The sequence below is a fragment of the Janthinobacterium sp. SUN118 genome, from assembly GCF_030397695.1.
Lineage (GTDB): Bacteria > Pseudomonadota > Gammaproteobacteria > Burkholderiales > Burkholderiaceae_D > Janthinobacterium.
The window spans coordinates 216,274-240,998 of record NZ_JAPUBV010000001.1; the positions used below are offsets into that span (position 1 = coordinate 216,274).

The window sequence follows — 24,725 nt, forward strand, 5'->3', positions numbered from 1 at the left end:
AGCTTTCCGATGTTGATGCAATGTAACTATAATGGTTGGCTAATCCGTCCAACGTCTTCGAAGAGCCTTCATGTCATTTCAAGTAGAACCTCCGTACACGCATGGCAGCATCGACCGCAGCGCCGTGGTGCTGGTCAACCTGGGCACGCCCGATGCGCCGACCTCGTCGGCAGTGCGACGCTATCTGAAGCAATTCCTGTCCGACCCGCGCGTGGTGGAGATTCCCCGCATCGTCTGGTGGTTCATCCTGCATCTGATCATCCTGCCGTTTCGTTCTGGCCAGTCGGCCAGGAAATACGCGTCGATCTGGACGCGCGACGGCTCGCCCCTGAAGGTGCACACGCAGAAGCAGGCGAAATTGCTGGCCGGCGCCCTGGCCGAGCGCGGCCATGATGGCGTCACCGTCGCCATGGCCATGCGCTACGGTTCGCCATCGTTGCCCGAGGTGCTGGCGCAACTGAAAAGCGCGGGCTGCGAGCGCATCGCCATCCTGCCGGCTTATCCGCAATACTCGGGCACGACGACGGGCTCCATCTATGACGCCGTGTTTGCCCACTACGCCACGGTGCGCAATGTGCCGGAATTGCGCTTCATCAAGCAATACCACGAGCACGACACGTATATCGACGCCCTGCGCGACTCCGTGCTGAACCACTGGGAAGCGCATGGCCGGCCGGAAAAGCTGGTGATGAGCTTTCATGGCGTGCCGAAGCGCACCTTGCTGCTGGGCGACCCCTATCACTGCCAATGCCTGAAAACGGCGCGCCTGCTGGCGGAAAAGTTGAAACTGACCAAAGAGCAATATGTGGTGACCTTCCAGTCGCGCTTTGGCAAGGCCGAATGGCTGCAGCCATACACGGCGCCCACCCTGGTGGCGCTGGCGCAGCAGGGCGTCAAGCGCGTCGATCTGCTGTGTCCGGGTTTTACCAGCGATTGCCTGGAGACGCTGGAAGAGATCGCCATGGAAGCCAAGCATGATTTCGAGGCGGCCGGCGGCAAGCACTTCCATTACATCGCGTGCTTGAATGAAACGCCCGCCTGGATCGCCGGGCTGGCGGAAATTGCCGAACAGCATATGATCGGCTGGCCGACGATGAAGACGGCGGCGCAGCGCGAAGCGGACAAGAAGCATGGCGAGCAGGCGCGCACGGCGGCCCTGGCCCTGGGCGCCGCCAACTAGCAATAGTTGCTTTTATTGAATGTAAAGCCGCGCTTGCGCGGCTTTGTCATCTCTGGCGCAAGCATGAGGTTTTCCAAATAGCAACACCAGCAGTGGTAATGGCCTTGGGCGGGCTGGTAGAATGCCGGCTTTGCTGGGGGGAACCAGGCTGTATCAGAGGGAGCGCACGGCTTGTTGCCCGAAATGGGAAGCGATTTGTAATAAGCTGTAACATTAGCCGACGTAAAGCTTGGCGTTGACGCCAATACCCCTTGAAACAGTAGGATATAGCCCCATCTGCCGGTTAGTGTTGTAAAGATGTATAGCCTAACCCATTTAACGACGCCAAACAAAACCGTAGCGCGGATGTGATTCGTCGCTGAAAGGCGCAGCTGTGCGAATGCACGGAGACGCCGAGTCAGTGAAGCTCGGAAGCCGCGAATTGCGATGCGCAGCAGGTTTTGGCAGGCGTTACAAGCCATTGATTGTAGGAGCTTTTAGATGCAAGATCAGGAAAACCAAGCTGTACCTAATCCGCAAGCGGACGCCGCGGCGACTGCCCCATCGACTCCCGCAGAGCCAACTTTGGAAGAGCAGCTGGCGAGTACCGAAGCGCGTCTTGCAGAGATGCACGATGCCTTCATGCGTGCCAAGGCCGATGGCGAAAATATCCGCCGCCGCGCGCAGGAAGATGTTGCTAAAGCGCATAAATTTGCAGTGGAAAGCTTTGCCGAAGCCATGGTGCCGGTGAAAGACAGCCTGGAAACGGCGCTGACGGTGGAAGCACCGACGATCGAGTCCTTGAAAGAGGGCGTCGAGCTGACCTTGAAGCAATTGAATGCCGCGTTCGAGCGCAACCGCCTGGTGGAAGTCTTGCCAGCGCAGGGCGAAAAGCTCGATCCGATGAAACACCAGGCTGTTGCCGTGGTGCCAGCGGAGCAGGAAGCCAATACCATCGTGTCCGTCCTGCAAAAGGGCTATATGATTGCGGACCGCCTGCTGCGTCCAGCCATTGTAACGACCGCGCAAGCAAAATAATCAGAGGGCGGCATCAAGCAAGCCTTGAAACCATGCCGCTTTGCCACATATAAGAACCATCTGAAATCTAGCAAATAAAAGGAAAAAAATCATGGGTAGAATTATCGGTATCGATCTGGGAACCACGAATTCCTGCGTTTCCATCATGGAAAACGGTCAACCAAAGGTAATCGAAAACGCTGAAGGCGCACGCACGACGCCGTCGATTATTGCTTATCAAGAAGATGGCGAAATTCTCGTCGGCGCGCCAGCGAAACGCCAGGCCGTGACCAATCCGAAAAACACGCTGTACGCAGTGAAGCGTTTGATCGGTCGCAAGTTCGACGAAAAAGAAGTACAAAAAGACATCGCGCTGATGCCGTACCAAATCATGAAAGCCGACAACGGCGATGCATGGATCGGCGTACGCGACAAAAAACTGGCGCCGCCGCAAATTTCGGCTGAAGTGCTGCGCAAGATGAAGAAAACGGCAGAAGACTACCTCGGTGAAGAAGTCACCGAAGCCGTCATCACCGTGCCTGCGTACTTCAACGACTCGCAGCGTCAGGCGACCAAGGATGCCGGCCGTATCGCCGGTCTGGACGTCAAGCGCATCATCAATGAGCCAACCGCGGCAGCGCTGGCGTTTGGCCTGGACAAGGCTGAAAAAGGCGACCGTAAAATCGCCGTGTATGACTTGGGTGGCGGTACGTTCGACGTGTCGATCATCGAAATCGCGGATGTTGATGGCGAGAAACAATTTGAAGTGCTGTCGACCAACGGCGACACCTTCCTGGGCGGCGAAGACTTCGACCAACGCGTCATCGATTACATCATCGACGAGTTCAAGAAGATCAACGGCATCGACCTGAAAAAAGATCCGATCGCCCTGCAGCGCATCAAGGCTTCGGCCGAGCGCGCGAAGATCGAATTGTCGTCGTCGCAACAAACCGAGATCAACGAGCCATACATCGCCATGGCGAATGGCGCACCGGTCCACTTGAACCTGAAGATGACCCGCGCCAAGCTGGAATCGCTGGTGGAAGAGTTGATCACGGCCACGATGGAACCTTGCCGCACCGCTATCAAAGATGCAGGCGTGAAAGTGTCCGACATCGACGACATCATCCTGGTCGGCGGTATGACCCGCATGCCGAAGGTGCAGGAAAAAGTGAAGGAATTCTTCGGCAAGGATCCACGCAAGGATGTGAATCCGGACGAAGCCGTCGCCGTGGGCGCAGCAATTCAAGGTTCGGTCCTGTCGGGCGAACGCAAGGACTTGCTGTTGCTGGACGTCACTCCTCTGTCCCTGGGTATCGAAACCCTGGGCGGCGTGATGACCAAGATGATCCACAAAAACACGACGATTCCGACCAAGTTCAGCCAGGTGTTCTCGACGGCCGACGACAACCAGCCTGCGGTGACCATCAAGGTCTTCCAGGGTGAGCGCGAAATCGCCGCCGGCAACAAGGGCCTGGGCGAGTTCAATCTGGAGGGCATCCCGCCAGCATCGCGTGGTACGCCACAGATCGAAGTGACGTTCGACATCGACGCCAACGGCATCTTGCATGTCGGCGCGAAAGACAAGGCCACCGGCAAGGAAAACAAGATCACGATCAAGGCCAATTCCGGCTTGACCGAGGCTGAAATCCAGAAGATGGTGAAAGACGCCGAGTTGAACGCGGAAGAAGACAAGAAGGTCAAAGAATTGGCCGAGTCGCGCAACCAGGCCGATGCTCTGGTACACTCGACCCGGAAATCCTTGACCGAATACGGCGACAAGCTGGAAGCGGGCGAGAAAGAGAAGATCGAAGCGGCAATCACCGACCTGGAAGCAAGCATCAAGGCCGGCGACAAGGCTGAGATCGACGCCAAGGTGGAAGCACTGTCGAGCGCATCGCAGAAAATGGGCGAAAAAATGTATGCCGACATGCAAGCTCAGCAAGCTGCCGGCGGCGCGGAAGGTGCACAGCAAGCTGCTGGCGCATCCGATGCAGGCGCCAAGCAAGACGACGTCGTTGACGCTGACTTCAAAGAAGTCAAAGACAGCAAGTAATTGTCTTGCGCTCCCATAAGCTGGGAGCAGCCGGGCTGAACGCTACATCGCGGGATTAGCCGCGAAGACCGGCCGAGCCGAGTCGTTGCCCAGTGCAGCACTCGACTCGGCTTTTTCGTGTAATTTTTACATCAGTAGATAGACTGCAAGGTGCCGACAACATGGCAAAGCGTGATTTTTACGAGACACTCGGTGTCGCAAAAAATGCTTCGGAAGAAGAGATCAAAAAGTCTTACCGTAAACTGGCGATGAAATACCATCCGGACCGCAATCCGGATAGCAAGGAATCGGAAGAAAAGTTTAAGGAAGTCAAAGAAGCCTACGAGATGCTGACCAATCCGGAAAAGCGCGATGCGTATGACCGTTACGGTCACGCCGGCGTGGACCCGAACATGGGCGGCGGTGGCGGCTTCGGCGGCGGTGCTGGCGGCTTTGCCGACAGCTTCGGCGATATCTTCGGCGACATCTTTGGCGGTGGCGGTGGACGCAGCCGCAATGCGGGTCCACAAGTGTACCGTGGCGCCGATTTGCGCTATAACCTGGAAATTACACTGGAGCAAGCTGCTCACGGCTTCGACACGACCATTCGCGTGCCGAGCTGGGACAAGTGCGACACTTGCCACGGCAGCGGCGCCAAGCCAGGCACGTCGCCGACCACCTGCGGTACCTGCGGTGGCCACGGCCAGGTGCGCATGCAGCAAGGTTTCTTCAGCATCCAGCAAACCTGCCCGAAATGCCATGGCAGCGGCAAGGTCATCACCGACCCCTGCACGCCATGCGGCGGCGCGGGCCGTATCAAGCGCAACAAGACCCTGGAAGTCAAAATTCCAGTCGGTATCGACAACGGCATGCGTATCCGTTCGTCCGGCAACGGCGAACCGGGCACGAATGGCGGTCCGTCGGGCGACCTGTATGTGGAAATCCACATCAAGCCGCACGCCGTGTTCCAGCGCGAAGGCGACGATCTGCATTGCGAAATGCCGATTTCCTTCACCAAGGCAGCCCTGGGCGGTGAAATCGAAGTGCCGACCCTGAACGGCAAAGTGTCGTTCACGATCCCGGAAGGCACCCAGTCGGGCAAGACCTTCCGCCTGAAAGGCAAGGGCATCAAGGGCGTGCGCTCCGGTTACGCGGGCGACCTGTTCTGCCACGTGGCCATCGAAACGCCGGTGAAACTGACGGAAAAACAGAAAGACCTGTTGCGCGACTTTGAAAAATCGACGACCGAGGGCGGCGCCAAGCACAGCCCTCAAAGCAAGACCTGGAAAGACAAGGTCAAGGATTTTTTTGAGTAAGCACACGTAACACCATGCGCCGGGATGCTCACACATCCCGGCGTTTTTTTACCCAGGTTGACGCAGCATCTGCGCGCATCGCACGCCAACGCAGGCGATCGGCGCGCTGCTCAACCGAACTTACAGAATGGGAGCGATATGACCGAACAGAAAAGCGGCCTGGCCCTGGCGGAACTGCTGCAGCGTAACCGCCGCTGGGCCGACTCGATGGTGGCGAAAGACCCGAACTTCTTCAAGAACCTGGAAGCGCAGACCTCGCCCGAATACCTGTGGATCGGCTGTTCAGACAGCCGCGTTCCCGCCAACGAACTGCTGGGCATGGCGCCTGGCGACGTGTTTGTGCACCGTAATATTGCCAATGTGGTCGTGCATTCCGACCTCAATTGCCTGTCCGTCCTGCAATTTGCCGTGGACGTGCTGAAAGTCAAACATATCATCATCGTCGGCCACTACGGCTGCAAGGGCGTGCATGCGGCCATGACGGGCACGCGCATCGGCCTCGTCGACAACTGGCTGCGTCACGTGCAGGACGTGGGCCAGAAGCACGAGCGCTACCTGGGCGACGTGCTGACCAGCCGCCAGCGCGGCGACCGCCTGTGCGAACTGAACGTGGTCGAACAAGTGCTGAACGTGTGCCAGACCACCATCGTGCAAGATGCGTGGGAACGGGGCCAGGAACTCAGCGTCCATGGCTGGGTCTATGGTTTGAAAGACGGCTTGCTGAACGACCTGGAAGTGACGGTCACGGCCGGTCACGAGCTGGCGCCGCGCATGGCGGCCCGCCTGGCCCTCTACGAAGCAATAGCGTAAGCGATGCCGGCGCCGTGCCTACGGCGCCGCATGCTCCAGGCGGACGAGATACTCGGCCGCCTCGCGCACGCCCTCCTGCGCCGCCTGGCGCAGCCAGGTTCGGGCCTGGGGAATATCCTGCGGCGTGCCGCGGCCTTCGGCCAGCGCCACGCCGTAGTGATAGCGGGCCAGCCGCGCATAGGCGGCGTCATCGTTCGTGTGGGCGCCGCGCCGCATCAGCGCCGTCGCTTGCGCCTCATCCTTCATCACGCCGACGCCCGTTTCATACAGCTGGGCCAGCCAAATCATCGAGTACACATCGTTCCAGCGCCGGATGCAATCTTCAAAGATGGCGACGGCCGCCGCATGGTCGCCCGTCTTGTCGGCCGCATAGCCGTACAGACACTTGATGCGCTTGTCGCTGTGCACATAGGCTTTGTAGCTGAGGTCGCTTTCTCCCTGGCCGTCCTGCGCGCGGACGGGAATGGCAAACAGCAGGGCGAGCAGCAGGGGAACGATGGGCATGGCGGTTCTGTCGGCAGAGGGGAAATTGGTCAATAAGCAAGTTGCGTGCTAGCACCATTCAAGGGCGCGGCCGCTCGTGGCGGCGCCGCCCCTGTGCCATGGCGTGACAGGCGCTGTTGCAACATGGCGCAACGGGCCGCGCATATCCATATAGTAAATGCTTCGTTTGCAAGGCGCGCCGGCCGGCATACAGTGGACTTCCCTTGTTCACTGATGAAGCCATCATGTCGGCCGTCCTCAAATCGTCGCTACCCGCCAGCCCGTTCCGTATCGAGACTTTCGATGCGCCGCTCGGCGCGCAGGTGCTGGGGCTGGACCTGGCGCAGCCGCTGTCGCTGGGCGACTTCCAGCGCCTGCACCACGCCCACCTCGACCATCACGTGCTGGTGTTCCGCGAGCAGCACATCACGCCGCAGCAGCAGGTCGATTTCAGCCGCCGCTTCGGCCCCCTGCAAATCCACGTCCTGCGCCAGTTCCAGCTGCCATCGCAGCCGGAAGTGCTGATCATTTCGAACATCGTCGAGGATGGCCAGCCCATCGGCCTGGGCGATGCGGGACACTTTTGGCATTCCGATCTGTCGTACAAGGAAGTGCCCAGCCTTGGTTCCATGTTGCACGCGCAGGAATTGCCGGACGAGGGCGGCGACACCGTGTTTGCCAACATGCACCTGGCCTGGGAAAGCCTGCCGGCCGCGCTGCGCCACGCCGTGCGCGGCGCCCGTGCCGAGCACAGTTACCTGAGCCAGTACGAGGAATTGCGCCGTCGTAATCCCTGGCGCCCTGCGTTGACGCAGGCGCAGGTCGATGAAGTCAAGCCCGTCACCCATCCCGTCGTGCGCGTGCATCCGGAAACGGGACGGCGCGCCCTGTTCGTCAGCGAGCATTTCACCACGCGCATCGTCGGCTTGCCCGACGATGAAAGCCGCGCCCTGCTCGATGAACTGTTCGCGCACAGCGTGCGCCCGGAGCACCTGTATGTGCACCGCTGGCAGCCGCACGACCTGGTGTTCTGGGACAACCGCTCCCTGATGCACCTGGCCACCGGTTGTCCGCCCGGGCAGCGCCGTAAACTCTACCGCACCACCATCGAAGGCGATGCGCCGTACTGACTTTGACTGTTGACCTGACCCAAGGAGTGTCCATGCTGCCGTTCTTTTCCCTCACCCGCCACCGCCGTGTTGTCGCCGCCATTGCCCTGCTGGGCGCCGCATGCCTGGCGATTCCCATGGCCCGGGCCGAAGGACAGATCCGCATCGCGGGCCAGCATGGCATCACCTTCTTGCTGCTCAACATTGCGCAGGAACACAAGCTGATTGAAAAGCATGGCAAGCAGCAGGGCGTGGACGTCAAAGTCGAGTGGATCACCCTGTCCGGCGGTCCCGCCATCAACGACGCTTTGTTGTCCGGCAATATCGATATCGCGGGGGCGGGGCTGGGTCCGTTGTTGACGATCTGGGACCGCACGAAAGGCCGGCAGAATGTGCGCGGCGTGGCGTCCTTGGGCAACTTTCCTTATTATTTGATCAGCATCAATCCCAAGGTGAAAACCCTGGCGGACTTGACGGACAAGGACCGCATTGCCTTGCCCGCCGTCTCCGTTTCCGTCCAGGCGCGGATATTGCAGATGGCGGTGGCGAAGCAGTGGGGCGACAAGGAATTCGCCCGCCTCGATAAAATCACGCAAACCTTGCCGCACCCGGATGCGGCGGCCGCCATCATCGCCGGCGGCACGGAGCTCAGCGGTCACTTCGGCAATTCGCCTTTCCAGGAGCAGGAACTGGCGCAGAACCCGAACGCCCGCATCGTCCTGAACTCGTATGACGTGCAGGGCGGGCCCAGCTCGTCGACCTTGCTGTATGCGACGGAAAAGTACCGCAAGGATAATCCCAAGACTTACCGCGCCTTCATCGCGGCGCTGGCGGAAGCGGCGCAGTATGCGAGCAGTAACCCGCAGGGCGCGGCCGACATCTATATCAAGGTCAACAAGAGCAAGGTGGACCGCAATCTGTTGCTGAAAATCTTTGCCAATCCGCAAGTGCAATTCAAGATCGCGCCGCAGAATACCTATGGCCTGGCGCAATTCCTGCACCGCGTCAACGCCATCCGCAACCTGCCCGACACCTGGCGCGATTATTTCTTCGACGATCCAGCCATCGCGCAAGGAGGCTGACATGAACGCGCCCGCTTTCCACCTCGTGCGCCCGCCTGTGGCGGTGCTGCCCTTGCTCAGCGTCCAGCATGTCAGCCTGGAATACCAGACGGAACGGCGCAGCGTGCGCGCCACGCATGACGTCTGTTTCGACGTGTTTCGCGGCGACCGCTTCGTATTGCTGGGGCCGTCCGGCTGCGGCAAGTCGTCGCTGCTGAAGGCCGTGGCCGGCTTCATCGCGCCGCGCGCGGGCAGCATCGCCATGCACGGTCAAGCGATCCACAAACCGGGGCCGGACCGTGTCGTCGTGTTCCAGGAATTCGACCAGTTGCCGCCGTGGAAAACAGTGCTGGAAAACGTGATGTTTCCCTTGCTGGCCAGCAAGCGGCTGGACAAGGCGGCGGCCCGCGAGCGCGCCCATCACTGGATCGCCAAGGTGGGGCTGGCCGGCTTCGAGGACGCCCACCCGCACACCTTGTCGGGCGGCATGAAGCAGCGCGTGGCCATCGCGCGGGCGCTGGCCATGCAGCCGGAAGTGCTGCTGATGGACGAACCGTTCGCCGCCCTCGACGCTTTGACGCGGCGCAAGATGCAGGAAGAGCTGAGCCGATTGTGGGAAGAGCTGCGCTTCACGCTCGTGTTCGTCACGCACTCGATCGAGGAAGCGCTGGTGGTGGGCAACCGCATCCTGCTGCTGTCGCCCCATCCGGGCAGGGTGCGCGCCGAACTGAACAGTCATCAATTCGGCTTGCACAGCGCCGGCAGCGCGGAATTCCAGGCCGCCAGCAGCCGCATCCACGGCCTGCTGTTCGACGAGGAAACTGCTGCCGCTGCGCCAAGCGGGACCGCGCACAGGGAGGCCGTATGAGCGCGCTGCTGGAGCCGCCGATCCGCCAGGAGTTCGTGTATGCGCCGCCGCCGCCGGCCGGCGTGGCCGTCGAGCGACCGTTGTCGCGCTGGCAGCGCCTGAGCCAGCAGGCGCTGTGGCGCAAGGTCTTGATTCTGCTCAGCCTGGCCCTGCTGTGGGAAGGCGCGGCGCGCTGGACGCACAACGATTTACTCTTGCCCGGCTTTCTGCAGACGGCGCAGGCGTTTATCGGCGGTATCGCCAGTGGGGAATTGCTCACGCGCACGGCCGCCTCGCTCGTCGTCCTGCTGCAGGGCTATGCCGTGGGCGTGCTGGCCGCCTTCGTGCTGACCTTGCTGGCCGTTTCCAGCCGCATCGGGCGCGACGTGCTGGAAACCCTGACGGCCATGCTCAATCCCTTGCCGGCCATCGCCCTGCTGCCATTGGCCCTGCTGTGGTTTGGCCTGGGCCGCGCCAGTTTGATCTTCGTCATTGTCCACTCCGTGATGTGGCCGCTGGCCTTGAATACGTATGCGGGTTTCCAAGGCGTGCCCGAGACCTTGCGCATGGCGGGCCGCAATTACGGGCTGAGCGGCCTGCGCCTGGTGTTGCACATCCTCGTGCCGGGCGCCCTGCCATCGATCGTCTCGGGCTTGAAGATAGGCTGGGCGTTTGCCTGGCGCACCCTGATCGCGGCCGAACTGGTATTTGGCACCACGTCGGGGCAGGGCGGCCTGGGCTGGTACATTTTCCAGAACCGCAACGAGCTGTACACGGACAAGGTCTTCGCGGGCCTGGCGGCCGTCATCGTTATCGGCTTGCTGGTAGAAAACATCGGCTTTCGCAGCCTGGAGCGCGTGACTCTGAAGCGCTGGGGCATGCAGCGATAGCTACTTGAGGATCTTGCGCGCCGCCGCGATGATCTGCCGCGACAGCTGCTCCATGCGCGGCGACTGCACCTTCCACGTGTGCCAGTACAGGGCCACGTCGGCGGGGGTCTTGGGGGTGAGCATTTCCACCAGTTCGCCGTCCGCGTTCGCCTTCAGCAGCAGCTCGGGCACCATGCCGTAGCCGAGGCCATAGCGGATGGCGTTGAAGTGCGAGGTGGCACCCGGCACGTAATGGCAGGGGTAGGCGCCTTCGGGCAAGCCCAGCGCCTCTTGCAGGTACGACGACTGCAAGGTGTCCTTGCGCGTGTAGGCGACCACGGGCGCCGTGCGCGCCGCCTTGCGCGTCAGGCCGTGGGCGAACCATTGCTGGCGAAACGCCGGCGTGGCCACCAGCCAGTAGCGCATCACGCCCAGCGGCTCGGCCGTGCAGCCGCGCATGGCTTTTGCCTCCGTGCTGATGCAGCCGATCGCCATGCCCGTTTCCAGCAAGGTGTACGTGTGGTCCTGGTCTTCCACGGTCAGGTCCAGCAGCACGCGCTCGCGTATCAGCACCTCGGACAGGGCAGGGAAGAACCAGGTGCCCATCGAATCGGCGTTCAGCGCCAGCACCAGCGTCAGCGGCGCATCCTGCTGCACCGCCAGTTCCGCCTGCAGGTCCGCTTCCAGCAGCTTGGCGCGTTTCAGGTACTGCATCAGGCGCTGGCCCATGCGCGTGGCGCGCGCGGGGCGGCTGCGCACGATCAGTGCATTGCCCAGCTGGCTTTCCAGCGCCCGCACGCGCTGCGAAATGGCCGGTGACGTCAGGTGCAGCCGCAGCGCCGCCTGTTCGAAGCTGCCCGTTTCGACGACGGCGCGGAACGCTTCCGTATGTTTGGGATTGAGATCCATGGACACTGCCTAACATAAGAAAAATTTATCAATACTAAATAATACTTACTTTTTATAAGGATGGGCGTGTTGCAGTGCACAATGGCTCTTTGATGGAGTGCTGCGCGCCTGCGCGCGGTCTCCTGGCAGCAAAGGAATGACCATATGGAAACGCAAGATACGGCGCAAGATAGTGAAAAAGACGGCGCGAAAGCCAGCACCACTACCACGACCACCACCCGCAAGCCGCCCTCGAAGCTGGCGCGCAATCTGAAATTCGGCCTGGGATTGACCCTGGGCCTGGGCCTGTCCGCAGCCCTGGCGGGCGGCTACTGGCTGCGCCAGGCGTGGCAGGATTTGCCGGCCGTCGAACACCTGGCGCAATACAAGCCCGCGTTGCCGCTGCGCATCTTTTCCAGCGAAGGCGAGCTGCTGGCCGAATATGGCGAAGAGCGCCGCGAATTCCTCCCATTGAAAGAGATCCCGCTGCGCATGCGCCAGGCCTTGCTGGCCATCGAGGATGCGCGTTTCTATGAGCACGGCGCCGTCGATTTCTATGGCTTGACGCGCGCGACGCTCGCCAACGTCGTCACGGGCCATCACGCGCAGGGCGCCAGCACCATCACCATGCAGGTGGCGCGCGACTTTTTCCTGTCGCGCGAAAAGACCGTGCAGCGCAAGCTGACGGAGATGCTGCTCGCCTACAAGCTGGAGCAGCACTACGGCAAGGACAAGCTGCTGGAACTGTATATGAACCAGATTTACCTGGGCGAGCGTTCCTACGGCTTTTCCGCCGCCTCGAACATCTATTTCGACAAGCCGCTGGCCGACGTCAGCATCGCCGAAGCGGCCATGCTGGCCGGCTTGCCGAAGGCGCCATCGGCCTACAACCCCGTCGCCAATCCGCAGCGCGCCACCGTGCGCCAGCACTACATCCTGCAGCGCATGCGCGAACTCGGTTACATCACCGAGGCCGAATACGCCGCCGCCGTGGCGGAAAAGCTGGCCCTGAACAAGGACCGCAACAGCTCCGTGCATGCGGCCGCGTATGCGGTCGAGGAAGCGCGCCAGCTGATCCTGCAAAGCTATCCCGAGGGCGCCTACAGCATGGGCCTGGACGTGACGACGACCATCCGCATGGCGCCGCAGCTCGCGGCCGACAAGTCGCTGCGCGACGGCTTGCTGAACGCGCAGGCGCGCCGCGGCTACCGTGGTCCCGAAGCGCGCCTGGCCGCCTCCGCGGACAGCGCGGCGCGCCAGCTGGCCGCCTATCCGGACAGCGGCGAACTGCGCGCCGCGCTCGTGCGCAAGGTCGAGACCGCCGGCAAGCGCCAGGTGACGGCGCAGCTGCGCAATGGCGAGGAAGTCGTGCTGGCAGCGTCGGATGCGCGCCTGGGCGGCAAGCTGCCGCTCGAGGGCAAGCGCGCCATTGCGGAAAACAGCGTGATCCGCGTGGTGCACGACGCGGCAAAGAACCGCTGGCTGGTGAGCCAGCTGCCCGAGATGGAAGGCGCGCTCATTTCCGTCGATGCGCACAGCGGCGAAATCGTCGCCATGGCGGGCGGCTTCGATTTCTATCGCAACCACTACAACCACGCCACGCAGGCCTACCGCCAGCCCGGTTCCAGCTTCAAGCCCTTCGTGTATTCGGCGGCGCTGGAAAAGGGCTACTTCCCCGGCACGGCCGTGGACGACACGCAGCGCTTGCTGCTGCCGCAGGAAACGGGCGCGCAGCCGTGGCGTCCGCGCAATTACGGCAACAACTATGAAGGCTTCATCAGCGTGCGGCGCGGCCTGGTGCGCTCGAAAAACCTGGTGGCCGTCAGCCTGATGCAGGCGGCCGGCCCCGGCTACGTGCAGCACTACGCCACGCGCTTCGGCTTCGAAGGCGCGCGCAACCCCGTTTCGCTGCCGCTGGCCTTGGGCGCGGGCGCCGTCACGCCGCTGCAGCTGGCGCAATCGTATGCCGTGTTCGCCAACGGCGGCGTGCAGATGCCGCCAAAGCTGATCAAGGAAGTGCGCAGCCGCAGCGGCGCGGTGCTGTTCAGCGATGCGGCGCCGCGCGCCAAGGATGCGCCGGTGCCCGGCACGCAGGTCATCTCCACGCGCAATGCCTACGTCATGGACAGCATGCTGCGCGACGTCGTCAAGAGCGGCACGGGGCGCGGCGCGCTGGCGCTGGGACGCGGCGACGCGGCCGGCAAGACGGGCACCTCGAACAATGCCTATGACGCCTGGTTCGCCGGCTATTCCTCGGGCCTCGTCTCCGTCGTCTGGCTCGGCTACGACCAGCCCAAGAGCCTGGGCAACGCCACGGGCGGGACGCTGGCGCTGCCCGTCTGGCGCGACTACATGCAGGTGGCCGTGCAGGGCCGCCGCGAACAGGTGCTGGCCGAGCCGCAAGGCCTGGCCCTGCTCGACGGCGATTACGTGTATGCCGAATACCTGGCCGGCGACTGCCTGCGCGACAGCCACGCCTTCATCCACAGCAGCGTCAGCTGTGGCAGTGGCGGCCATAACGCCGATACGCGCCTGGCCAACGGCGAAGAGCGCGGCAGCAGCGGCGCCGGCCATGAGGCGCGCACCCTGAGCGAAGCGCGCGAACGCGAACAGATTCTCAAATCATTTTCAGAAGAGTAAGACCATGTTGTTATATACGATATATCTGGTGGCGATTGTCGCCGAAGCGATGTCCGGCGCCATCATGGGCATGCGGCGCGGCATGGATCTGTTCGGCATCTGCATGATCGGCACCGTCACGGCGCTCGGCGGCGGCACCATCCGCGACGTGCTGCTGGGACACTATCCGCTGGGCTGGATCGCGCACCCCGAGTATCTGCTGTTTACGGTAGGCGCGGCCGTCGTCACGGCCGTCGTGGCGCGCTACCTGCACCACTTGCGCACGGTATTCCTGCTGGTCGACGGACTGGGGCTGGTGGCGTTTTGCGTGATCGGCTGCGACATCGCCATGTCGGCCAAGATGCATCCGGCCATCGTCGTGCTGGCGGGGATGATCACGGGCGTCTTCGGCGGCCTGCTGCGCGATATCCTGTGCAACCAGATTCCGCTGGTGCTGCAGCGCGAAGTGTATGCCACCGTGGCCCTGTTTACGGGCAGCCTGTACGTGGGCCTGCTGTACTTCAAGGTCGACAGCGCGGTGGCGCAGCTGGCGTCCATCGGCGCCGGCTTCCTGTTCCGTTTCCTGGCCCTGCATTTCGAGTGGCGCCTGCCGAACTTCAATGGCGACCGCATACGCGGTTTCGAGTAGGGCGGCGGCCAGGTGAATATTTTCACGCGCATGTAACCCCTTTTTCTCCGCCGCTGCGTTTCATGGTTGACACCCCAGCCAACCGGAGAAGAAGCGATGCCCAGCGCCCTCAAGATCACATTGATACTGTCCCTGCTGCTGTCGGCAGGCAGCCATGCCGCCGACACGGCGCCGCGCAAGACCCTGGCGCCGTTTGCCAGCGAGCAGGCGCTGGGCGCCTACCTGCAACAGCTGCAGGCGCGCCAGGCGGCGCTGGTGCTGAAACAGCAGAAACTGCAGCGCGCCACGGCGCAATACACGGCCGCGCCCCCGGCACCGCCGGCCGCGCCGATGGCGGCGGAGGCGGCGGCAAAATCGGCGGATGCGGCCGAATCGGTCACCAACGTGCAGACGGCGGGCGTGGACGAAGGCGGCATCGTCAAGCTGCACGGCAAGCACCTGGTGATGCTCCGGCGCGGCAAGCTGTTCACGGTGCAGGTGGGGGGCAATGCGCTGCAGCCCGTCGCCTCGCTCGATGCGTTCGCGCCTGGCAGCGACCCGTCGGGCAGCTGGTATGACGAGATGCTGATCGATGGCGACACGCTGGTGGTGATCGGCTACAGCTACAGCCGGGGCGGCACGGAGATCGGCCTGTTCGACATCGGTGCCGACGGCAAGCTGGCCTACCGTTCCACCTACCATTTGCGCTCCAACGACTATTATTCGTCGCGCAATTACGCCAGCCGCCTGGTCGGCAGCAAGCTGGTGTTCTACTCGCCCTTGTCGCTGGACTTGCGCCGTGGCGATCCGTTCGGCGGCTTTCCCGCGCTGCGCCGCTGGCGTCCCGGCGCCGTGCCGTCCGACTTCAAGCGCATCGCGCCCGCCACGCGCATCTACCGCACCGATGAAGAGCCCGAACCCGGCGCCGGCCTGACCCTGCACACGGTCACCGTGTGCGACCTGGCCCGGCGCGACATGCGCTGCGAAGCGACCGCCGTCATGGGGCCGCAGGGCCGCGTGTTTTATGTCTCGGGCGAGTCCGTTTTCGTGTGGACGACGCGCCGTGGCAGCGATTCGGGCGTGTTCCGCATTCCCCTCGACGGCAGCGCGCCCAGCGCCCTGAAGGTGGCTGGCGCGCCCGTCGACCAGTTCTCGTTCCTGGAAAGCCTTGACGGCCACCTGAACGTCCTGCTGCGCGCCGAAGGGCAGGGTGACGCCATGTGGGATGGTGCGCGCGGCCGGGGCGACATGGCCTTGCTGCGCGTGCCGCTGGCATCGTTTTCCGATGGCCGCGACAGCGCGCCGGCCGGCAGCTACAAGCCCTTGCCCGGTGGCGGCGGCTATGGTTTGCAGAACCGCTATGTGGGACCGTATCTGCTGTATGGGAACGCAGGCAATGGCGGACGCCGACAGGCGGACCAGGCCTGGCCGCGCCAGCCCCTGTATGCCGTGCGCTGGGCCGACGCGGGCAGCGTGCAGGCGCTGTCCCTGCCGCACGGCGTGGAGCGCATCGAGGCGCTGGGCAATGACGCCGTGGCGATCGGCGCGCAGGGCAGGGACCTGCACTTCAGCAGCATCCGCCTGGGGGCGCAGGCGGCGATTGCCACGCGCTACATCCGCGCCGACGCGGCGCAGGGCGAGTCGCGCAGCCACGGCTTTTTCTACAAGCCGCAGACGGCCAGCGAGGGCGTCATCGGCCTGCCCATCCTGGGCGCGGACGAGCGGCCAGGCTTGAACAGGCCTTCTGCATCCGTCCTGTACCTGCGCAACAGCGGCCTGCAACTGACGGAACTGGGCGCGCTGGCGGCGCGGCCCGGCCCGGCGCCGGACGATGGTTGCCGCGCATCGTGCGTGGACTGGTACGGCAATGCGCGGCCCCTGTTCCTGCAGGGCCGGGTCTTCGCCCTGCTGGGCTATGAATTGGTGGAAGGGGCGCTCAAGGAGGGACAGGTCCGTGAAGTGCGCCGCGTCAGCTATGCCCCCGCCGCCCGCTGACGCGATGGTGAGCGACGCGCGGCATTTGTCGCTGCCGCGTAGTTCGGCTACACTGGTCCGCATGCCCGATACCTTGATCAACGCGACGGATGAAGAGCTGATGCTGCGCTACAGCGCCGGCGACCTGCCGTCGTTCCGCGAGCTGTACCGGCGCCATAGCCAGGGGCTGTACCGCTTCGTGGCCTGGCGTGCGCCGCGCCGCGCCTGGGTCGACGAGATCGTGCAGGACGCCTGGGCCAGCCTGCACGCGGCGCGCGCCGGCTACCGGCCGCAGGCGGCGTTTCGCACCTATCTGTACCAGATCGCGCGCAACCGCCTGATCGACATCCTGCGCCAGCGGGAAGGCCAGGCGCAGGATGGCGAAGCACCGGGCGAGCTGGCGTCCGAGGGCGCCTCGCCGCAGCAGTCGCTGGAACAGAAGCAGCAGCACGCGCTGCTGCATGCGGCCATCGCCGCCCTGCCGGCCGAGCAAAAAGAGGCGCTGGTGCTGCAGCAGTTCAGCGGCATGAGCATCCTGGATATCGCCGTGGTGACGGGGGCGGAAGCGGAAACCGTCAAGAGCCGGCTGCGCTACGCCATGCAGAAATTGCGCGCGGGGCTCGATAGCGCCGCGGGCGCGGGAGGACAGGCATGACTACGCACAGGACAGACCAGGATCAAGACCACGAAGCCGGCGACGATGCATTGCATGCGCTGCTGGCCAGCTTGCCGCAGCCCGCGCCTTCCAGCGCGCTCGATGCGGCCATCCTGGCGGACGCTGAAAAGGCGTTGGCAGCACCCGTGGCCGCCAACGACAGCGCCGATGGCGTGCTGCGCACCCTGCCAGTGAAAAAGGCGCCCGATTATCTGCAGCGCTGGCGCGTTCCGCTGGGGCTGGCCGCGGCCGTGCTGTTGACGGTGAACCTGATCGGCGTGGACTGGTTCGGCTCGAAGCCGGCGCAATTTCCCGTCGTCGGGGAGCCGCTCACGCAGGAGGTGATGCCGGTGCCTGATGCCGCACCGGCGCCGCTTGCCGATGCGGCATCGCAGCCAGCGCCACACCCGCCGCCGGCGGTGCCGGCCCCGCGCGCGCAAGCCAAGATGGCGGCCAGGCCGGCGGCGCAGGCCGAGCCGGCGCCTGTACCTGCCGTGCGGCCAGCGCCCCAGCTGACGGCGACGCTACCCCTGGCGCCGCCGGCGCCACCGCCCCCACCGCCGCCAGCCACGCCAATGCGCGAGGCGATGGAGCAGCAAGCGGCCATGCGGGCCGAATCGGGCCTGCAGCGCCAGGCGCTGGCGATGCCCGCTCCCGTTGCTGCGCGCTCCGCACCGTTGCCGCCGCCGGCCAGGCTCGACGCGTCCGTGTGGCTGGTGAAGATTGACGCCCTGCTTAAGGCGGGCGAAGGTGCGCTGGCGCAGGAGGAGTGGGCCGCGTTCAGGCAGGCCTATCCCGATTATCCGGTGGCCGAAGAGCTGCGGCAGCGGCTGGAAAAGCTGAAACAGTAGCGCCGGCTACACGATCCCCTTCTTGCGCTCCCACACGGCGCTGCCGACGAAAATGGCGGCGCAGACCCACATCACGGCCGGCAGCGCGTTGACGCCCGCCGATTGCATCAAGACGCCCGTCAGCAGGGGGCCGCCGCCGCTGGTGACACCCCAGGTGGCGTTGACGATGGCGCTGGCGCTGGTCAGCGACAGGCCCGTGAAACGCTCGCCGCACGCCACCAGCGCCAGCATGTAGATGCCGCCCGCCGCCGCGCCCAGCAGCAACAGCAAGGTCCACCACAGCCACGGCGTGCCGACGGCGAACGGCAGCAGCGGCAACAGCAGGCAGACGGCCACGCCGCAGCCCGCATGGACTTTGGCGCGGCCGAAGCGGTCGGCCATCCATCCCAAGGCGAATTGCAGGCCCGTGTCGCCCACCAGCACCACGGTGGCCGATAGCAGGGCCAGGTCCGTGCCGATGCCGTGTTCCATCGCATACAGGGGCAGCAGGCTCAATGCCAGCGTGTCGAACAGGGCGAAGAAGGCCGCGCCCAGCACGATCATCGGCATGCGCGGCAGGATCAGGGTCCATTTCACGCCATGCTCTTCCTGCTCCTTTTCCGGGCCGCTGTTCGAGATCAGCATCAGGCCCGGCACGGCGAGCAGGAACAGCAGGCCGCAAGCGGCGAAGCTCCACGTAATCCTGTCGTTGAACAGCGCCACCAGGGCGGGACCGATCAGCTGGAAGAAGGTAAAACTGGTGGTGTACATGGCCACCACTCTGCCCCGCGAATTGTCGGGCGCGAGCCGGTTCACCCACGCTTCGCCGATGGTAAACAACACGCCCATGGCGCCGCCAAACAGGAAGCGCAGTACGCTCCACGCCAGCAGATGGTCGGTGAACTGCATGGCGATCGTTGCCAGCGAGGCCACCCAGACGGCGCCCAGCATGGTGGCGCGCGCGCCAAAGCGCCCCACCCAGCCAGAGACGAACGGCGAAGCGGCCAGGATGCCGAGGGCGCTGACGGCCGTGATCATGCCGATGATGTCCGTACCCACGCCGCGCTGGTGCAGTGTCAATGCGGTGAGCGGCATGGTCGCGCCCAGTCCCAGGCCGACCACGCCGATGCTCACCACGAGGGCGAAGAAATCGCGCCACGGCATGTGCTTCATGGCAGCCTCCGCGCGGGGGAAAACAAGGTCGGGATGGCGTGAAAGTGGTGTGGATGCATGGGAAAGAGGGGGACTTTGCCGGTGGCGCTGGCATTTGGCGCCGGACGGGCATATGATGATTTTACGAAAGACAATATGGCAAAGCCGTAGTGTAGCCGCAGGACGGTCCCGTTGGCCACGCCCATGGGTGTGGCCGCTGCCGCCGGCTCTGCTGTACAGTGAAGCGAGCGGCAGCGCTGTTTGGCGCTGTCATTGGATCGTCACGCCAGCGAGGTAGCACTCTATGCGCCGTCCCATTGTTCTCGTTCCCGCCTGCCAGCGCCAGCTTGGCAACCACGCCTGGCATATGGCGCAGGACAAGTACCTGCACGCCGTGCTGCGCGGTGCAGACTGCATGCCGCTGCTGCTGCCCGCCCTGGGCGCTGACGCCGACCTGGAAGCGGCGCTGCGGATCGCCGACGGCGTCATGCTGACCGGTTCCGCCTCGAATGTCGATGCGCGCCTGTATGGCGAAGACATCCTGCATCCCGAACTGCCGCAAGACCCGGCGCGCGACGCCACCACCTTGCCCCTGATCCGCGCCGCGCTGGCGCGCCAGCTGCCCTTGCTGGCCATCTGCCGCGGCTTCCAGGAAGTCAATGTGGCCCTGGGCGGCAGCCTGCACCAGGCCGTGCATGCGGTGCCGGGCATGCTCGATCATCGCGAGAACGTGCTCGATCCCCTCGGGCGCCAGTACGCGCCCGCGCACCGCGTCAAGCTGGCGCCCGAGGGCCTTTTGTCTCGCCTGCTCGGTGGCGAGGGCGAAATGATGGTCAATTCCCTGCATGGCCAGGGCATCGCCCGCCTGGCCGACGGCTTGCTGGTGGAAGCCCTGGCCGACGACGGACTGGTGGAAGCCTATACGGTGGCCAGCGCCGCCGGTTTCACGCTGGCGGTGCAGTGGCACCCGGAATGGCGGGTGGAAGACAACCCGCACGCCATGCGCCTGTTCGGCGGCTTTGGCCAGGCGTGCCGCGATTACCAGGAACAGCAGCGCAACAGAAAGGATGACGGCAACTAGCACGGGCGCGCCGCACCAGCACCATGCGGCGTCTGATCAAGACCAGAGAGAGGGAAACATGGCAATACGCGAAAATTTCACCTATACGGATATGGATTTGTGGCTCAATGAAAAGCGGGTCACGGAAATCGAATGCCTGGTCCCCGACTTGACGGGCGTGGCGCGCGGGAAGATCCTGCCGCGCGGGAAATTCACCCAGGAGCGCGGCATGCGCATCCCGGAAGCGGTACTGGGCATGACGGTGACGGGCAATTATCCCGTCGACGATGGCGGCTATGACCGCGCCATTTCCAGCACCGACCGCGACATGATTTTAAAGGCCGACCCCACCACCATCACCATGGTGCCGTGGGCCACCGATCCCACGGCGCAAGTCATCCATGACTGCTATTTCGCCGACGGCATGCTGGTCGATTTCGCCCCAAGATCCGTGCTGCGCCGCGTGCTGAAACTGTATGCGGACAAGGGCTGGAAACCGGTGGTGGCGCCGGAACTGGAGTTCTACCTGACGGCGAAAAACACGGACCCGGACCTGCCATTGAAGCCGCCCATCGGCCGCAGCGGCCGGGCCGAGACCAGCCGCCAGGTGTACAGCATCGACGCCGTCAACGAATTCGATCCGCTGTTCGAGGATATCTACGATTACTGCGAACTGATGAACCTTGACGTCGACACCCTGATCCATGAAATCGGCGCGGGGCAGATGGAAATCAACTTCCTGCACGGCGATCCGCTGGGTCTGGCCGACAAGGTGTTTTTCTTCAAACGCACCCTGCGCGAAGCGGCGCTGAAACACGATATGTACGCCACCTTCATGGCCAAGCCGATGGCCGGCGAGCCGGGGTCCGCCATGCACGTGCACCAGAGCGTCGTCGATGCGAAGACGGGCCTGAACATTTTCAGCAACGAGGACGGCTCGGCGGCGCCCATCTTCAAGCACTACATCGCCGGCCTGCAGCGCTACATGCCGTCGGCCATGGCCATAGTCGCGCCGTATGTGAATTCCTACCGCCGCATCGTGCGTCACACGGCCGCGCCGATCAACATCCAGTGGGGCCTGGACAACCGCACGGTGGGCTTTCGCGTGCCCGAATCGGGCGTGCAGGACCGGCGCGTGGAGAACCGCATCATCGGCGCCGACGCCAATCCCTACCTGGCGCTGGCCGTGACTCTGGCATGCGGCTACCTGGGCATGACGGAGCAACTGGAAGCGACGCCGATGATGGTGGGCAGCGCCTATGACATGAAGTTCGAACTGCCGCAAGGCTTGCCGGAAGCGTTGCAGCTGCTGCGCGCGGAAGACAAGCTGCGCACGGTGCTGGGCGAGCGCTTCATCGACGTGTATGCGGCCATCAAGGACCTCGAGCACCAGGAATTCATGACGGTGATCAGCCCCTGGGAACGCGAACATTTGTTATTGCACGTTTAAAAGGAGCACGCATGAGCACAACAAACAATCCGCTGGCGCCCGGCGCCGCGCTGGTCGCCTCCGTGGCGCAAAAGAATGCGGCGCCGCAGGTGTACGACACGGCCGCCATCCAGAAGATGGACTCGGCCCACTACCTGCACCCGTTCACCGATTTCCAGGACCTGGCGTCGAAAGGCGCGCGCGTGATGGTGCGCGGCGACGGCGTCTACCTGTGGGATAGCCAGGGCAAGAAAATCGTCGACGGCATGTCGGGCCTGTGGTGCGTCAACGTCGGTTATGGCCGCACGTCGATCTCGCAAGCCGTGTACCGGCAGATGGAAACGCTGCCGTTCTATAACAGCTTCTTTGGCACGACGAACGTGCCGGCCGCGCAATTGGCCGCCAAGCTGGCGCAGATCTCGCCGCCGCAGTTCCAGCACGTGTTTTTCACCAGCTCCGGTTCCGAAGGCAACGACACGAATTTGCGCATGGTGCGCCGCTACTGGGACATTCTCGGCTACAAGGAGCGCCATACCGTCATCAGCCGCCACAACGCCTATCACGGCAGCACGGTGGCGGGGGCATCCCTGGGCGGCATGGATAGCATGCATGCGCAGGGCGGCTTGCCCATCCCCGGCATCGCGCACATCGGCCAGCCGAATTATCTGGAAGCGGGCCATGGACTGAGTCCGGAAGCATTCGGCCTGAAGGCGGCGTCCTGGCTGGAAGACAAGATCCTGGAAATCGGCGCCGACAAGGTGGCCGCCTTTATCGGCGAGCCGGTGCAGGGCGCCGGCGGCGTCATCATCCCCCCAGGCACCTACTGGCCGGAAATCCAGCGCATCTGCGACAAGTACGGCATCCTTTTGATCGCCGATGAAGTCATCTGCGGCTTTGGCCGGCTGGGACGCTGGTTCGGCTCCGAGCTGTTCGGCATCAGGCCGGACCTGATCACGTTTGCCAAGGGCGTCACCTCGGGCTACGTGCCGCTGGGCGGCGTGCTGGTGGGTGACAGGGTGGCCAAGGTGCTGATCGAGCAGGGCGGCGAATTCACGCACGGGTTCACGTATTCGGGCCATCCCGTCGCCTGCGCGGCCGCGCTGGAAAACATCCGCATCATCGAGGAAGAGCAGCTGGTGGCGAAGGTGGCCGAGGATACGGGGCCGTACCTGAAGCAGTGCTTTGCCAGCCTGGGCCAGCATCCGCTCGTGGGCTATGCGGACAGCTGCGGCCTGGTCGCGGGCCTGAACCTGGTGCGCAAGAAGGGCGCTACCGTGCACGAGAACGAACTGTTCGACGAGGAGCAGGGCGTGGGCATGATCTGCCGCGGCCACATGTTCGACAATGGCGTCATCATGCGCGCCGTGGGCGAGCGCATGATCGTCGCCCCGCCGCTGGTCATGACGCGGGCGCAGATCGACGAGATGGTGGGCTTGATACGCCTGTGCCTGGACAAGACGCATGCGGACGTGAAGGCGAAGGGCTGGGTGTAGGTTTTTGCCCCATTTTGCCGCCATCTGCGCAATTTTTGGACCGCAATGGCGGCAGTTCCGCTAAACTTCCATCCTGGTCGCTCTTTGTAGCGGCCAGTTTTTCATTTTGACACCCATTTACCCAGAAGCCACCCACACATGACGATAGCAACACCCGCCGCGTCGGCCAGCGACGCCCCAGCGCCTTTCTTGCTGATTGATCAATTGGTCAAGGAATTCGATGGCGTGCGCGCCGTCAATGATATTTCCGTGACGATCAACAAGGGCGAGATTTTCGCCCTGCTGGGCAGTTCAGGTTGCGGCAAGTCGACCCTGCTGCGCATGCTGGCGGGCTTCGAGACGCCGACCTCGGGGCGCATCACCCTGGCCGGCAACAGCATCGTCGACGTGCCGCCGCACCAGCGCCCCATCAACATGATGTTCCAGTCGTATGCGCTGTTCCCCCACCTGTCCGTGTGGGACAACATCGCCTTCGGCCTGCGCCGCGACGGCTTGCCGAAAGCGGAGATCGCCGCGAGGGTCGAGCAGATGCTGGCGCTGGTGCAGCTGGGGCAGTATGCGAAGCGCAAGCCGCACCAGCTGTCGGGCGGCCAGCAGCAGCGCGTGGCGCTGGCGCGCAGCCTGGCCAAGCGTCCGCAATTGCTGCTGCTCGACGAGCCGCTCGGCGCGCTGGACAAGAAACTGCGCGAACGCACGCAGATGGAGCTGGTGAACATCATCGAGCAGGTGGGCGTCACCTGCGTGATGGTCACGCACGACCAGGATGAAGCGATGAGCATGGCCGCGCGCATCGCCGTCATGAGCGAGGGGCGCATCCTGCAGGTGGGCGCGCCCGGTGAAATCTACGAGACGCCGAATTGCCGCTTCGTCGCCGATTTCATCGGCAGCGTCAACCTGTTCGACGGCCGCATCGCGCAGGACGAACCCGACCACGTGGTGATCGCCACGCCCGATGGCGAACACTATGTCTCGCACGGCATCACGGGCAACCTGGGCATGGATGTCTCGGTGGCCGTGCGCCCCGAAAAAATCGGCATCCAGATCGAGCCGCCCACGTTGGACGAGCGGGCGTCGCCGGCGGAACATGGCTACAACTGCGCCCAGGGCGTGATCGTCGCCATGGCGTATTTTGGCAATGAAACCAGCTACCACGTGCGTCTCGACAGCGGCAATGTGGTGAAAGTCTCGCGCACCAACGCGGCCCGCCACGACGTCTCGCGCCTCGAGCGCGAGCAGCGCGTGTGGGTCTGGTGGGATGGCGCCGACATCGTCGTGCTCACGAGCTGAGGCC

21 protein-coding genes are annotated in these 24,725 nt (G+C 63.8%); 18 read left to right on the forward strand and 3 right to left on the reverse strand.

The window, feature by feature from the left end; genetic code table 11:
• Positions 1 to 70 precede the first annotated feature (70 nt).
• From hemH to can, 5 genes are all read left to right on the forward strand, one after another.
• On the forward strand, positions 71 to 1,180 hold the full coding sequence (gene hemH / locus O0880_RS01050; protein WP_289884604.1) for a ferrochelatase: 1,110 nt from the start codon (positions 71 to 73) through the stop codon (positions 1,178 to 1,180).
• A gap of 480 nt (positions 1,181 to 1,660) precedes the next feature.
• Positions 1,661 to 2,197 carry a nucleotide exchange factor GrpE gene (gene grpE, locus O0880_RS01055; RefSeq protein ID WP_289884605.1) on the forward strand — a complete coding sequence of 179 codons (537 nt, stop codon included), beginning with the start codon at positions 1,661 to 1,663 and terminating at the stop codon, positions 2,195 to 2,197.
• Positions 2,198 to 2,288: 91 nt separating this feature from the next.
• On the forward strand, positions 2,289 to 4,232 hold the full coding sequence (gene dnaK, locus O0880_RS01060) for a molecular chaperone DnaK (protein WP_071321807.1): 1,944 nt from the start codon (positions 2,289 to 2,291) through the stop codon (positions 4,230 to 4,232).
• Positions 4,233 to 4,393: 161 nt separating this feature from the next.
• On the forward strand, positions 4,394 to 5,527 hold the full coding sequence (dnaJ, locus tag O0880_RS01065) for a molecular chaperone DnaJ (RefSeq protein WP_034745985.1): 1,134 nt from the start codon (positions 4,394 to 4,396) through the stop codon (positions 5,525 to 5,527).
• A gap of 138 nt (positions 5,528 to 5,665) precedes the next feature.
• The gene (gene can, locus O0880_RS01070; RefSeq protein WP_289884607.1) at positions 5,666 to 6,337 is read left to right on the forward strand and encodes a carbonate dehydratase; all 672 of its coding nucleotides are present in this window, start codon (positions 5,666 to 5,668) and stop codon (positions 6,335 to 6,337) included.
• An 18-nt stretch (positions 6,338 to 6,355) separates the two neighbouring features.
• Here the strand turns inward: can and O0880_RS01075 are convergent, their stop codons facing one another.
• On the reverse strand, positions 6,356 to 6,841 hold the full coding sequence (locus O0880_RS01075; protein WP_289884608.1) for a hypothetical protein: 486 nt from the start codon (positions 6,839 to 6,841) through the stop codon (positions 6,356 to 6,358).
• Positions 6,842 to 7,065: 224 nt separating this feature from the next.
• On the opposite strand from O0880_RS01075, the gene O0880_RS01080 reads away from it, so the two are divergent.
• The 4 genes from O0880_RS01080 (at position 7,066) to O0880_RS01095 (ending at position 10,727) form a co-directional block, all read left to right on the forward strand.
• Positions 7,066 to 7,950, forward strand: a complete 885-nt coding sequence (locus O0880_RS01080) for a TauD/TfdA family dioxygenase (protein ID WP_071326177.1) — start codon at positions 7,066 to 7,068, stop codon at positions 7,948 to 7,950.
• Positions 7,951 to 8,066: 116 nt separating this feature from the next.
• Positions 8,067 to 9,011: an ABC transporter substrate-binding protein gene (locus O0880_RS01085; RefSeq protein ID WP_289887264.1), complete on the forward strand. Its 945-nt coding sequence runs from the start codon at positions 8,067 to 8,069 to the stop codon at positions 9,009 to 9,011.
• A gap of 1 nt (position 9,012) precedes the next feature.
• Positions 9,013 to 9,858 carry an ABC transporter ATP-binding protein gene (locus O0880_RS01090; RefSeq protein WP_289884609.1) on the forward strand — a complete coding sequence of 282 codons (846 nt, stop codon included), beginning with the start codon at positions 9,013 to 9,015 and terminating at the stop codon, positions 9,856 to 9,858.
• A complete protein-coding gene (locus O0880_RS01095) occupies positions 9,855 to 10,727 on the forward strand; it encodes an ABC transporter permease (protein ID WP_289884610.1) in 873 nt (290 codons plus the stop codon). The genes O0880_RS01090 and O0880_RS01095 overlap by 4 nt, the downstream gene beginning before the upstream one ends.
• Here O0880_RS01095 and O0880_RS01100 read toward each other — a convergent pair whose 3' ends face one another.
• The gene (locus O0880_RS01100) at positions 10,728 to 11,621 is read right to left on the reverse strand and encodes an HTH-type transcriptional regulator ArgP (RefSeq protein WP_289884611.1); all 894 of its coding nucleotides are present in this window, start codon (positions 11,619 to 11,621) and stop codon (positions 10,728 to 10,730) included.
• 138 nt (positions 11,622 to 11,759) lie between these two features.
• On the opposite strand from O0880_RS01100, the gene O0880_RS01105 reads away from it, so the two are divergent.
• From O0880_RS01105 to O0880_RS01125, 5 genes are all read left to right on the forward strand, one after another.
• A complete protein-coding gene (locus O0880_RS01105) occupies positions 11,760 to 14,234 on the forward strand; it encodes a PBP1A family penicillin-binding protein (RefSeq protein WP_289884612.1) in 2,475 nt (824 codons plus the stop codon).
• A 4-nt stretch (positions 14,235 to 14,238) separates the two neighbouring features.
• A complete protein-coding gene (locus tag O0880_RS01110; protein WP_071321814.1) occupies positions 14,239 to 14,862 on the forward strand; it encodes a trimeric intracellular cation channel family protein in 624 nt (207 codons plus the stop codon).
• Between the two features lie 96 nt (positions 14,863 to 14,958).
• Positions 14,959 to 16,836: a beta-propeller domain-containing protein gene (locus tag O0880_RS01115; RefSeq protein ID WP_289884613.1), complete on the forward strand. Its 1,878-nt coding sequence runs from the start codon at positions 14,959 to 14,961 to the stop codon at positions 16,834 to 16,836.
• A gap of 61 nt (positions 16,837 to 16,897) precedes the next feature.
• On the forward strand, positions 16,898 to 17,470 hold the full coding sequence (locus tag O0880_RS01120; RefSeq protein WP_071326178.1) for a sigma-70 family RNA polymerase sigma factor: 573 nt from the start codon (positions 16,898 to 16,900) through the stop codon (positions 17,468 to 17,470).
• A complete protein-coding gene (locus tag O0880_RS01125) occupies positions 17,467 to 18,321 on the forward strand; it encodes a hypothetical protein (RefSeq protein ID WP_289884614.1) in 855 nt (284 codons plus the stop codon). The genes O0880_RS01120 and O0880_RS01125 overlap by 4 nt, the downstream gene beginning before the upstream one ends.
• A gap of 6 nt (positions 18,322 to 18,327) precedes the next feature.
• Here the strand turns inward: O0880_RS01125 and O0880_RS01130 are convergent, their stop codons facing one another.
• On the reverse strand, positions 18,328 to 19,473 hold the full coding sequence (locus tag O0880_RS01130) for an MFS transporter (protein WP_289884615.1): 1,146 nt from the start codon (positions 19,471 to 19,473) through the stop codon (positions 18,328 to 18,330).
• A gap of 283 nt (positions 19,474 to 19,756) precedes the next feature.
• Here O0880_RS01130 and O0880_RS01135 point away from each other — a divergent pair, with 283 nt between their 5' ends.
• From O0880_RS01135 to potA, 4 genes are all read left to right on the forward strand, one after another.
• A complete protein-coding gene (locus tag O0880_RS01135; RefSeq protein ID WP_289884616.1) occupies positions 19,757 to 20,533 on the forward strand; it encodes a gamma-glutamyl-gamma-aminobutyrate hydrolase family protein in 777 nt (258 codons plus the stop codon).
• Positions 20,534 to 20,591: 58 nt separating this feature from the next.
• Positions 20,592 to 21,962 (forward strand): glutamine synthetase family protein, encoded by a 1,371-nt coding sequence (locus tag O0880_RS01140; protein WP_034788700.1) that lies wholly within the window; start codon positions 20,592 to 20,594, stop codon positions 21,960 to 21,962.
• 11 nt (positions 21,963 to 21,973) lie between these two features.
• Positions 21,974 to 23,434 carry an aspartate aminotransferase family protein gene (locus O0880_RS01145; RefSeq protein ID WP_289884617.1) on the forward strand — a complete coding sequence of 487 codons (1,461 nt, stop codon included), beginning with the start codon at positions 21,974 to 21,976 and terminating at the stop codon, positions 23,432 to 23,434.
• A 138-nt stretch (positions 23,435 to 23,572) separates the two neighbouring features.
• The gene (potA, locus tag O0880_RS01150) at positions 23,573 to 24,721 is read left to right on the forward strand and encodes a polyamine ABC transporter ATP-binding protein (RefSeq protein WP_289884618.1); all 1,149 of its coding nucleotides are present in this window, start codon (positions 23,573 to 23,575) and stop codon (positions 24,719 to 24,721) included.
• Positions 24,722 to 24,725: the final 4 nt, after the last annotated feature.

Bases quoted from the DNA above. Each gene is read 5' to 3' on its own strand.
- hemH (WP_289884604.1), top strand. From the start codon at position 71: ATGTCATTTCAAGTAGAACCTCCGTACACGCATGGCAGCATCGACCGC.
- grpE (WP_289884605.1), top strand. From the start codon at position 1,661: ATGCAAGATCAGGAAAACCAAGCTGTACCTAATCCGCAAGCGGACGCC.
- dnaK (WP_071321807.1), top strand. From the start codon at position 2,289: ATGGGTAGAATTATCGGTATCGATCTGGGAACCACGAATTCCTGCGTT.
- dnaJ (WP_034745985.1), top strand. From the start codon at position 4,394: ATGGCAAAGCGTGATTTTTACGAGACACTCGGTGTCGCAAAAAATGCT.
- can (WP_289884607.1), top strand. From the start codon at position 5,666: ATGACCGAACAGAAAAGCGGCCTGGCCCTGGCGGAACTGCTGCAGCGT.
- O0880_RS01075 (WP_289884608.1), bottom strand. From the start codon at position 6,841: ATGCCCATCGTTCCCCTGCTGCTCGCCCTGCTGTTTGCCATTCCCGTC.
- O0880_RS01080 (WP_071326177.1), top strand. From the start codon at position 7,066: ATGTCGGCCGTCCTCAAATCGTCGCTACCCGCCAGCCCGTTCCGTATC.
- O0880_RS01085 (WP_289887264.1), top strand. From the start codon at position 8,067: ATGGCCCGGGCCGAAGGACAGATCCGCATCGCGGGCCAGCATGGCATC.
- O0880_RS01090 (WP_289884609.1), top strand. From the start codon at position 9,013: ATGAACGCGCCCGCTTTCCACCTCGTGCGCCCGCCTGTGGCGGTGCTG.
- O0880_RS01095 (WP_289884610.1), top strand. From the start codon at position 9,855: ATGAGCGCGCTGCTGGAGCCGCCGATCCGCCAGGAGTTCGTGTATGCG.
- O0880_RS01105 (WP_289884612.1), top strand. From the start codon at position 11,760: ATGGAAACGCAAGATACGGCGCAAGATAGTGAAAAAGACGGCGCGAAA.
- O0880_RS01110 (WP_071321814.1), top strand. From the start codon at position 14,239: ATGTTGTTATATACGATATATCTGGTGGCGATTGTCGCCGAAGCGATG.
- O0880_RS01115 (WP_289884613.1), top strand. From the start codon at position 14,959: ATGCCCAGCGCCCTCAAGATCACATTGATACTGTCCCTGCTGCTGTCG.
- O0880_RS01120 (WP_071326178.1), top strand. From the start codon at position 16,898: ATGCCCGATACCTTGATCAACGCGACGGATGAAGAGCTGATGCTGCGC.
- O0880_RS01125 (WP_289884614.1), top strand. From the start codon at position 17,467: ATGACTACGCACAGGACAGACCAGGATCAAGACCACGAAGCCGGCGAC.
- O0880_RS01130 (WP_289884615.1), bottom strand. From the start codon at position 19,473: ATGAAGCACATGCCGTGGCGCGATTTCTTCGCCCTCGTGGTGAGCATC.
- O0880_RS01135 (WP_289884616.1), top strand. From the start codon at position 19,757: ATGCGCCGTCCCATTGTTCTCGTTCCCGCCTGCCAGCGCCAGCTTGGC.
- O0880_RS01140 (WP_034788700.1), top strand. From the start codon at position 20,592: ATGGCAATACGCGAAAATTTCACCTATACGGATATGGATTTGTGGCTC.
- O0880_RS01145 (WP_289884617.1), top strand. From the start codon at position 21,974: ATGAGCACAACAAACAATCCGCTGGCGCCCGGCGCCGCGCTGGTCGCC.
- potA (WP_289884618.1), top strand. From the start codon at position 23,573: ATGACGATAGCAACACCCGCCGCGTCGGCCAGCGACGCCCCAGCGCCT.